11 protein-coding genes and 1 rRNA gene are annotated in these 9,192 nt (G+C 32.2%); 1 reads left to right on the plus strand and 11 read right to left on the minus strand.

Features of this window, described 5'->3' with window-relative positions; all coding sequences use genetic code 11:
- Positions 1-19 precede the first annotated feature (19 nt).
- Entirely contained in the window at positions 20-2,014 is a 1,995-nt protein-coding gene (gene metG / locus LQ609_RS11290; protein ID WP_078358382.1) for a methionine--tRNA ligase, read from the minus strand.
- A gap of 233 nt (positions 2,015-2,247) precedes the next feature.
- On the opposite strand from metG, the gene LQ609_RS11295 reads away from it, so the two are divergent.
- Positions 2,248-2,523: an AbrB/MazE/SpoVT family DNA-binding domain-containing protein gene (locus tag LQ609_RS11295; protein ID WP_078358383.1), complete on the plus strand. Its 276-nt coding sequence runs from the start codon at positions 2,248-2,250 to the stop codon at positions 2,521-2,523.
- Between the two features lie 60 nt (positions 2,524-2,583).
- Here the strand turns inward: LQ609_RS11295 and rsmI are convergent, their stop codons facing one another.
- The 10 genes from rsmI to rrf form a co-directional block, all read right to left on the minus strand.
- Positions 2,584-3,426, minus strand: coding sequence for a 16S rRNA (cytidine(1402)-2'-O)-methyltransferase (gene rsmI, locus LQ609_RS11300; protein WP_078358384.1), 843 nt, complete (start codon positions 3,424-3,426; stop codon positions 2,584-2,586).
- 1 nt (position 3,427) lies between these two features.
- Positions 3,428-3,676: a GIY-YIG nuclease family protein gene (locus tag LQ609_RS11305; RefSeq protein WP_078358385.1), complete on the minus strand. Its 249-nt coding sequence runs from the start codon at positions 3,674-3,676 to the stop codon at positions 3,428-3,430.
- Complete coding sequence (locus tag LQ609_RS11310; protein WP_107509479.1) at positions 3,669-4,397, minus strand: tRNA1(Val) (adenine(37)-N6)-methyltransferase; 729 nt, start codon at positions 4,395-4,397, stop codon at positions 3,669-3,671. Before LQ609_RS11310 ends, LQ609_RS11305 begins: the two co-directional genes overlap by 8 nt.
- Before the next feature lie 47 nt (positions 4,398-4,444).
- The gene (yabA, locus tag LQ609_RS11315) at positions 4,445-4,780 is read right to left on the minus strand and encodes a DNA replication initiation control protein YabA (protein ID WP_107509478.1); all 336 of its coding nucleotides are present in this window, start codon (positions 4,778-4,780) and stop codon (positions 4,445-4,447) included.
- Positions 4,781-4,794: 14 nt separating this feature from the next.
- Positions 4,795-5,601: a PSP1 domain-containing protein gene (locus tag LQ609_RS11320; protein ID WP_078358388.1), complete on the minus strand. Its 807-nt coding sequence runs from the start codon at positions 5,599-5,601 to the stop codon at positions 4,795-4,797.
- A gap of 4 nt (positions 5,602-5,605) precedes the next feature.
- The gene (locus LQ609_RS11325; protein ID WP_239734760.1) at positions 5,606-6,532 is read right to left on the minus strand and encodes a DNA polymerase III subunit delta'; all 927 of its coding nucleotides are present in this window, start codon (positions 6,530-6,532) and stop codon (positions 5,606-5,608) included.
- 52 nt (positions 6,533-6,584) lie between these two features.
- Positions 6,585-6,914, minus strand: a complete 330-nt coding sequence (locus tag LQ609_RS11330) for a cyclic-di-AMP receptor (RefSeq protein ID WP_078358390.1) — start codon at positions 6,912-6,914, stop codon at positions 6,585-6,587.
- A 33-nt stretch (positions 6,915-6,947) separates the two neighbouring features.
- Positions 6,948-7,568 (minus strand): dTMP kinase, encoded by a 621-nt coding sequence (gene tmk / locus LQ609_RS11335; protein ID WP_239734761.1) that lies wholly within the window; start codon positions 7,566-7,568, stop codon positions 6,948-6,950.
- Positions 7,569-8,912 carry an aminotransferase class I/II-fold pyridoxal phosphate-dependent enzyme gene (locus tag LQ609_RS11340; protein WP_275584159.1) on the minus strand — a complete coding sequence of 448 codons (1,344 nt, stop codon included), beginning with the start codon at positions 8,910-8,912 and terminating at the stop codon, positions 7,569-7,571.
- Positions 8,913-9,106: 194 nt separating this feature from the next.
- Positions 9,107-9,192: ribosomal RNA gene (gene rrf / locus LQ609_RS11345) — 5S ribosomal RNA — on the minus strand; the annotation flags it as partial.

Genomic DNA, 9,192 nt, shown 5'->3' on the forward strand with positions numbered 1-9,192 from the left:
GAACCATCCTTCCAATTCTTTACTTAATGATAGATCCGTTTTGTATCGCATTAGGTAAGCTTACTAATGTAAGTGTACCGTCTTTTTCGGCAGATAAAATCATACCTTCTGATAGTTCACCACGTAATTTTACAGGTTTTAAATTTGTTACTACTGCAACCTTTTTACCTACGATATCTTCAGGTTTATAAAATTCAGCTATTCCTGAAACAATTTGTCTTTTTTCGAATCCTAAATCAACTTTAATTTTTAACAATTTATCTGATTTTTTTACATAATCAGCTTCTGTAACTGTTGCTGCTTTGATTTCTACTTTATCAAATTGATCTATCGTGATTTCAGGTTTAGCATTTACTTCTTCTACTTCAGGTTCTGCCTCTTCTTCTGGTTCAGTTGAAGTACCACCCTGCATAGAATCTTTAATGTAAGCAACTTCTTGCTCAACATCTAATCTCGGGAAAATAGGTTCTGGTTTATCAATTACTTTTATGTCTTGATCTATAGCACCGTAAGTTTCGATACTTTCAAATGTATCAAGTTTACCTTTTTCCAAGTTTAATTGGCGGAAAATTTCATATGGTGCGTGAGTTAAGAACGGACGTAATAATACAGCAGCAAATCTAATGTTCTCTACTAAGTGAATCATTACATTTTCTAACATTTCTCGTTCATTTTCATCTTTAGCAAGCACCCATGGCGTCGTTTCATCTATATATTTATTTGTACGACTAATTAATTTCCATATTTCAGCTAAAGCAACTGAAAACTGCATATTTTCCATAGATGAATAGAAATTATCTTTTATGTCTAAGGCCATTTGTTCTATTTCTTCATCAAGCGGATGTAGTTTACCTTTGTATTTAGGAAGAACACCATTAAAGTATTTATTAACCATTGCAATCGTACGGTTAACTAAATTACCTAAATCATTTGCTAAATCATAATTCGTTCTTTCAACAAATGCTTCAGGTGTGAATACACCATCTGCTCCAAATGGTAACTCTCTCATTAAGTAATATCTTGTAGCATCTAATCCATATTTATCAATTAATACATTAGGATCAACAACATTACCTTTAGATTTACTCATCTTGCCATCTTTCATTAAAATCCAACCATGAGCAAATTCTCGTTTTGGCAGCGGTAAGTCTAACGCCATTAATAGAATCGGCCATATGATTGAATGGAAACGAACGATTTCTTTAGCCATTAAATGCACATCGGCTGGCCAGTATTTTTTGAATAGCTCATCGTCATCAGATAAGTAACCAAGCGCAGAAATATAGTTCACTAGCGCGTCAATCCAAACATATACAACGTGTTTAGGATTAGATGGCACTTTAATACCCCAATCAAAAGTAGTTCTAGAAATAGCTAAATCTTCAAGACCAGGTTTAATAAAGTTATTAATCATTTCATTTTTACGAGAAATCGGCAAAATGAAATCTGGATTTTCATCAAAGAACTTCAATAATCTATCAGAATAGTTATCCAATTTAAAGAAATAACTTTCTTCTTTAACTAGTTCTACCTCATGACCAGAATCAGGACTTTTACCTCCGACAATTTTCCCATCTTCATATACTGGATCGACAAGTTGTGTTTCAGTATAATAAGTCTCATCTGGTATAGAGTACCAACCTTCATACTCTCCTAAATAAATGTCGCCTTGTGCTAATAATTTTTCGAAAACTTTTTCAACAACTTGTTTATGTCTTTCTTCAGTAGTACGAATAAAATCATCATTTGAAATGTCTAATTTTTTCCATAAAGATTGGATACTTTCAATGATGCCATTTAAATATTCTATTTCAGATAAGCCTGCTTCTTTAGCTTTCTCTTGAATTTTTTGTCCGTGTTCATCTGTACCTGTTAAATAATGAACGTCATAACCTTGTAATCGTTTATATCTTGCAATTACATCACCAGCAACCGTTGTATACGCATGACCTATGTGTAAATTCCCGCTCGGATAATAAATCGGCGTCGTAATGTAAAAAGTTTCTTTCGTCATCGGCGTTTCCTCCTAATATCTTATCTATATAATATACCGAAAATTAAGCATTTTTTCAATATTCCCCTATTATAGTAAGGGCTTCATGAATTGTTTTTTATTTGAAAAATTAAACGCTTGCAATATATTGTATTATTGACATTTCCTTGAATTCATATTAGTATACTATTTATATAATTGTCGAATGAATGTCGAATTAGATAATTATGGTTTTATTAAACGGAGGTAAAATGATGAAATCAACTGGAATCGTGCGTAAAGTAGATGAACTAGGCCGTGTAGTAATTCCAATCGAATTACGACGCATATTAGACATCGCTGAGAAAGATGCTTTGGAGATTTATACTGATGATGATAAAATTATTTTAAAGAAATATTCACCTAACATGACATGTCAAGTTACTGGCGATGTTTCAGAGGAAAATTTTGTATTAGCTGATGGTAAAATCGTCTTAAGTAAAGAAGGCGCTCAGCAATTAATTAACGAGATTGAAAACAAATCAAAATAATAAAAGGTCCATATTAAAAAAGGAAAATTTAAAGTACACCGTACTTTAAATTTTCCTTTTTTATTTTTCGACATGATAAGACTCATATACATCTCTTTTTTTCATCTTTCTATCAACAGATACTTGTTTTATAGCATCCTTAGATTTCATATCATGTTCTTTTATATAAATTTCGACATGCTGATTTAAATCCATGCCTTCCCACCAATGAGTCTCTTGACTAGATTCATCTATTCCTTCAATCAAAATAACGAATTCGCCTTTTTGTGGAATCTTCTCTTCTTCTAACATTTGTTCTATCACTTCTATTTGATTCGTTTCAACTTGTTCAAACTTTTTAGTGAGTTCTCTTCCTATTGCTACTTTTCGTTCAGGGTCTATCTCAGCAATGGCTCTTACAGTTTGTTTAATTCTATAAGGAGATTCGTAAATCATAGATGTCGATTCTCTACTCATCCATTTTTGAAGGACTTCATGTTTTTCTTTAGCATGCCTTGGTAAAAAACCTAGAAATACAAATTTGTAAGATGGAAGTCCACTTGTCATCAATGCTGTTATTGCAGCGTTTGGTCCCGGAATTGTTTCAACTCGGAAATCTTGCTCTCTCACTTGATTCACAAGTTCGTATCCAGGGTCACTAATACAAGGACAGCCTGCATCAGAAACTAACGCAATTTGCTTACCCTCTTCTAACAGTCTTAAAATTTGTTCTGAAGACTTATCTTTATTATGTTCATGATAAGACTTTAAAGGTGTTTGTATTTGATAATGTTGGCAAAGTTTAGCTGTCACACGTGTATCTTCACAAAAAATATAATCCACTTCAGTTAAAGTCCTTACCGCGCGATATGTGATATCTTCTAAATTTCCAATTGGCGTTCCCACTAAATATAATATAGACATATTACTCATCCTTTATAAGTGCTAGTTTTTGCTTTCTAGTTAATTGCTTAAGTGCATATTCTCTTTTCAATGCTTCTGACTTATTATCAAATATTTCATGATATACAAGCTTAACAGGACGTCTAATCCTTGTATATTTAGCACCTTTTCCATCGTTATGAACTTTCAATCTTCTTTCCAAATCTGTTGTATATCCAGTATATAGTGTATGATCTTTACATTCTAATATATATGTATAATGTTTATCCATAATAGACAGCCTTCATTTCTGCTGAATATTCACCATTTGCATCATAGATATAAAACGGTTGTTCTACTTTTAAACCAACCTGACCACCACTTCGACCTTCAACTAATATCGTGACTGCTTCTGTCTTTTTCGGCGTACTGTACACCATTCTTAATCTTTTAGGTTCAATATTATATTGTCTATAAAGACTTAAGACATCCATCAGTCTTTCTGCCCTATGAACCATCACTAATTTACCACCTTGTTTCAATAAATGCTTACTCGCTTTTACGACATCCTCAAGCGTACACAATATTTCATGTCTAGCTATTTTATGTGCTTCCTTTTGATGTTGCATTTGCTGATTTTCTTTAAAATATGGTGGATTAACTGTCACTACATCAAATGTAGAAGGCATATATGTATTCGATACATTTTTTAAATCCATATGTTCAATCGAAATTTGATCTTCAAGTCGATTATGACGTAATGTTCTTTGAGCCATTTCTACTAACGCTTCTTGAATTTCTATACCTTCAATTGTAGATTGAGATTTATAAGCTAATAACAATGGAATGATACCGTTACCTGTGCATAAATCCATTACTTTATCTTTATTACGTACGCTAGTAAATTCTCCTAATAACAACGCATCAGTTGAGAATGAAAACACTTCATCATTTTGAATAATTTCATATTTCTCTCTTAATAATTGGTCGAGTCTTTCTCCTGAATTAAGCATTAAAACACCTCATTTAAAAAATCAGGCATATTAAATGCCTGATTCATTTAGTCTCTATTTAGCACTTCTAAACAAAATAAACAATCTTGTCCTTGTCTATGTTTACCAAATAATTCTCCACGACAAATGTGAAATCCTTCATGATATAACATAGCGAAATTGTCTCTGCTTTGAAGTGGCTTTGTTTTTTTGTTTGTTTTTTTCTGTTGTGGCACTTCATTAGATTCAATTACTCTCTTCAAGCTATCATTTTCCATCTGAAGCGCAACATTATCTTCAACTAATTCCACTGCCTGGTTTTTCAACTTTTCCATGTGGTCATTAATTTGTTTAAGTTCATTTTCTAGTGTCATAATCGTTTCAAACAACTCGTCCCTATTCACAATATAATCCTCCCTTATGAATGGACTTCAAGTAATTCATCAAGTTTATAATCAAAAAGTTGTTCGAAACCTTTCACTTTAACTTGCATAGTTATATCTAAAATATTCAATCCTACCACTTTACCATCACCCTCAGGCGTAACAACAGTTGTACCAACATCAGGTAATTCATTTCTCACATCTTCATAATAGTCATTTTCATATTTTAAACAACACATTAATCTACCACATGCACCTGATATTTTAGTTGGATTTAGAGATAGATTTTGATCTTTAGCCATTTTAATTGAAACTGGCTCAAAATCACCTAAAAATGTTGAACAACAATGAGAACGACCACATGGTCCAATTCCACCTAATAATTTCGCTTCATCTCTGACACCGATTTGTCTTAATTCAATACGTGTCTTTAATTCATAAGCTAATGATTTAACTAGTGTTCTAAAATCTATTCTATCATCCGCAGTAAAATTGAAAATAACTTTGCTTTTATCTAATGTGTATTCACAGTTTACAAGTCTCATGTTTAACTCATGATTTTTAACAAGTTCTTTACACAGTGACAATGCATCTTCTGCGTCTTTTAGATTATCTTGATACTTCTGCACATCTTCTTCAGTAGCATGTCGAATAACTTCTTTAAGAGGTAAGACAACATCGTCTTTTCCAACATGGCGGTTAGTTAGTTTAACTTGGCCCAGTTCAATCCCACGTTTAGACTCTACTACTACTAAATCATTTTCCTTAAAACGTTCCCCATTAGGTGAGAAATATTCTTTTTTCCCAGCTACTTGAAATTGAACACCTATTATTTCATACATTCTATCACCTCTTCCCATTTATAACCATTTGTTCTAACACTAACGTTGCATTCACGTTTTGAGCTAGTTTGCGGTTAGCTTCCGTAATAACTTGTATATAATTCGAGATATCATTCAATGATAAATATTTACTTATTTCTGCAATTTCTACTTCTAAATCTGGATATGCTTTAATTACATCTAGTTGTATTTTAGCATGTAATATATCTTGAAAATAAGTATTTAAACTATTTAAAAATAATTGCTGTAAAGGACGTGTATTAGCAATTTTTGTGCATTCGATCAAATATATCAACGCCATTTGTTTATCTTTTACCATTAATTCCGCTAATTTAGTTACTGATTTTCTTAGTTGTGTAAACGATTGCTCTTCAGTTAGTGAAATGGCTTCTTCTTTATCTGAAGTAATAAAGCTAAGTGTATGTGCAATCGCAGAAGAAATACCAGACAGTTTTAATTCTTCTATATAATTTTCTTTCAATGCTGGTTTAAAATGAACAAGTTGGCATCTTGAATGTATTGTTGGTAATATTTGATCTTTCTTAGTTGTAAGCAACAAGGCAATCGTATTTGGAGGTGGTTCTTCCAAAAATTTCAATATACTATTTTCACCCTGTACTGTTAGTTTATCAAAAGCTTCAATAATGTAAACTTTATATTGACTTTCTATTGGCTTTTGATTCATTTTTCTTAATAATTCTTCTATTTGTTGTTTCTTTATAGTCGTTTCATCTGTTTGTATATATACGAAATCCGGGTGGTTAAAACTTTGAACTTTTGAAATACAAGCTTGTTCAGCATCACATAATATCTGTTCTGCAAAATACATAGCTGTAGACTTCATTTCAAACATGTTATCTCCTTCAAATAAATAAGCATGAGATAACTGTTTAGCACTTAATAAATGATCAATTTCTTTTGTTAATTGCATTTTTTACGCTCCTTGCAATAAAAAAGCTGCACAAACGGCAGCTAATCAGTTCTTAAAATTGATGGAATTGTTCAATTGGCATAACGAATACTGTCGCGCCACCTACTTCAACTTCTACTGGGTATGGAATATAAGAATCCGCACTACCGCCCATTGGTGTGATAGGTGAAACAAGTTGTTCACGATTACCACAAGTTCCATCGATTACACGTAATAATTCATCTACACGTTCATCTTTAACACCGCATAAAAATGTTGTATTTCCGGCTCTTAAAAACCCACCTGTTGTTGCAAGTTTAGTGGCCCTAAAATCCTTTTCTATAAGTGCTTCTGACAAGTTTTGACTATCTTGATCTTGGACAATCGCTATTATCATTTTCATAACTAAACACCTCTTTATATATTATATCATATTTTAAACTTGTTTCAGAAATTTTACTATCATGAAATACGCTTCTTCTATAACCTTTTCTAATGGTTGAGTTGCATCAATAACTTTAATTCTATCTGGATACTCAGCAATCAATTTTTTGTAACCATCTGTTACTTTATGATGAAATTCAATTTTTTCTTTATCAAGACGATTAGCCTCACGCTGATTATCTTTAATTCTGTTTAATCCAATTTCAGCAGGTACATCAAAATATAAAGTCAAATCTGGATAACGGCTCTCAATAGCAAATTCATTAATTGCCTTAACTTCTTCTACCCCAATTTCACGAGCGTAACCTTGATAACTTAACGAACTATCAACAAAACGATCACAAAGTACGATGCCGTCTTTATTTAATTGAGGTAAAATTTTCTCTACTAAATGTTGTCTTCTCGCAGCTGCAAATAATAATGCTTCTGTTCTTTCATCCATTTCATCATCACTGTCTAACAATAGATTTCTAATAGCTTCGCTTATTTTGATACCACCTGGTTCTCTCGTAAGCAATATATCATAATCATCTTCTAGCATGTCAAAAACTTTATGTATAACTGTTGTTTTCCCAGAACCTTCTGGCCCTTCAAATGTTATAAACTGACCCATTTATTGTTCATCCTTTACGCTAATTTTCATGTTTTTTATACCTTCCACTCTACCACCTTTATCAAGCCATTGTAACAGAGAATCTATGATTTCTTTGGTAATATATTCTCCCTTTAAAATAACTGGTACACCCGGTGGATATGGAACAACATCAACAGCAGAAATTTTTCCTACTGATTGAAACAACTCAACTGTTGTCGTATCACCGACATCAATATATTTGTAAGTAGTCGAATGTATCGGTAAATTAAAGCATGTTTTCTTTATTACTTTACTTTTAAAATTCATTTTGAATTGATTAATACGTTCTATTAATAGATCAAAAGGAAATTCATCCGAATGATGCCATAATGGTAGAACCAACAGAATAAAATGATTATGACATAATTCAATATAGATGTTTGAATCTTCGAATATTTTTTGCACTTCAAATCCGGATAATTTATCATGAGACACAATTAATTTAAGAGGGTCTTCTAGACACCCCACCGTAAATCCTACTTGCTCCATAGTATCTATTAATATTTTTCTATTCATTTTAAATATCTCGTCATGATATTTTTTATAAAACTGTTCAGCCTTTTCTAAACTTGACATAACTAAATATGATGGGCTGGAAGTCTGCAGCATCTTTAAATAATCTTGAATTTTGGATTTTAAACTTAAATCTTCTTTTATATAAATAACAGAACCCATCGTCAAAGCTGGTAATGTTTTATGATAGGATTGTACAACAATGTCTGCCCCAAACTCTATTGAGGATTTTGGAAAATATGGACTTATGCCAAAATGAGCACCATGAGCTTCATCTACTAATACAGGAATATGATGTTTTTTTAAAACTTTTATACTCTCTTCAATATTAAATGTTTCTCCATAATAATTTGGATATGTAAAAACAGCTAACTTCACTTTAGACAAATCAAGATCATCTAATGAATTCACACCATTATACTGCCCTGTTTTCTCTGAAACAGTCATTGGCATCCATTTTGCATCTTGTTTTGTTAAATTTAATGCATTGTATATTGATTTGTGAGCATTTCTAGGAATAAGTATTTCACCTTGTAAATGTTGCACACCATAAATAACGGATAATATCCCAACTGTTGTACCATTTACTAAATACTGGCCACTATAATCAGAGTATCTGTTAAGCTGAGACATACTTTCTTGAATACATTCCTCAGGTTGATGTAAATCATCTAATCCAGTTATTTCAGTCATATCCATCGCCATATTCAACTCTTTTAAATATCCTATCGTGTTGTTATGATGACCTGGAACGTGGAGAGAGATAGCATCCTTATTCTGTAGAGAGTTTAGCTGTTCATTTATATTCATAACAATTACCTCTTATTTTATATTCTTCATCATTATATCAATGATTATCATAGTCGTCATTAGATAGAAAGGATATGCAAAAGCCTTATTCTTCAGTATAAATAGTAATACTTTCAGACTATCTTAAAAATTTGCAAAAAAAAGAGACCTAACAGGTCTCGAGTGCGGCTCATCGCATCCATTTATAAATATTTGCCCGGCAACGTCCTACTCTCGCGGAACGTAAGCCCAACTACCATCGGCGCTAAAGAGCTTAACTTCTGTGTTCGGCATGGGAACA

The organism is Mammaliicoccus sp. G-M28, from assembly GCF_022386595.1.
Taxonomy (GTDB): Bacteria; Bacillota; Bacilli; order Staphylococcales; family Staphylococcaceae; genus Mammaliicoccus; species Mammaliicoccus fleurettii.

What these genes read in the sequence shown, in the direction of transcription:
- metG (WP_078358382.1), bottom strand. Translation starts at nt 2,014, where the DNA reads ATGACGAAAGAAACTTTTTACATTACGACGCCGATTTATTATCCGAGC.
- LQ609_RS11295 (WP_078358383.1), top strand. Translation starts at nt 2,248, where the DNA reads ATGAAATCAACTGGAATCGTGCGTAAAGTAGATGAACTAGGCCGTGTA.
- rsmI (WP_078358384.1), bottom strand. Translation starts at nt 3,426, where the DNA reads ATGTCTATATTATATTTAGTGGGAACGCCAATTGGAAATTTAGAAGAT.
- LQ609_RS11305 (WP_078358385.1), bottom strand. Translation starts at nt 3,676, where the DNA reads ATGGATAAACATTATACATATATATTAGAATGTAAAGATCATACACTA.
- LQ609_RS11310 (WP_107509479.1), bottom strand. Translation starts at nt 4,397, where the DNA reads ATGCTTAATTCAGGAGAAAGACTCGACCAATTATTAAGAGAGAAATAT.
- LQ609_RS11320 (WP_078358388.1), bottom strand. Translation starts at nt 5,601, where the DNA reads ATGTATGAAATAATAGGTGTTCAATTTCAAGTAGCTGGGAAAAAAGAA.
- LQ609_RS11325 (WP_239734760.1), bottom strand. Translation starts at nt 6,532, where the DNA reads ATGCAATTAACAAAAGAAATTGATCATTTATTAAGTGCTAAACAGTTA.
- LQ609_RS11330 (WP_078358390.1), bottom strand. Translation starts at nt 6,914, where the DNA reads ATGAAAATGATAATAGCGATTGTCCAAGATCAAGATAGTCAAAACTTG.
- tmk (WP_239734761.1), bottom strand. Translation starts at nt 7,568, where the DNA reads ATGGGTCAGTTTATAACATTTGAAGGGCCAGAAGGTTCTGGGAAAACA.
- LQ609_RS11340 (WP_275584159.1), bottom strand. Translation starts at nt 8,912, where the DNA reads ATGAATATAAATGAACAGCTAAACTCTCTACAGAATAAGGATGCTATC.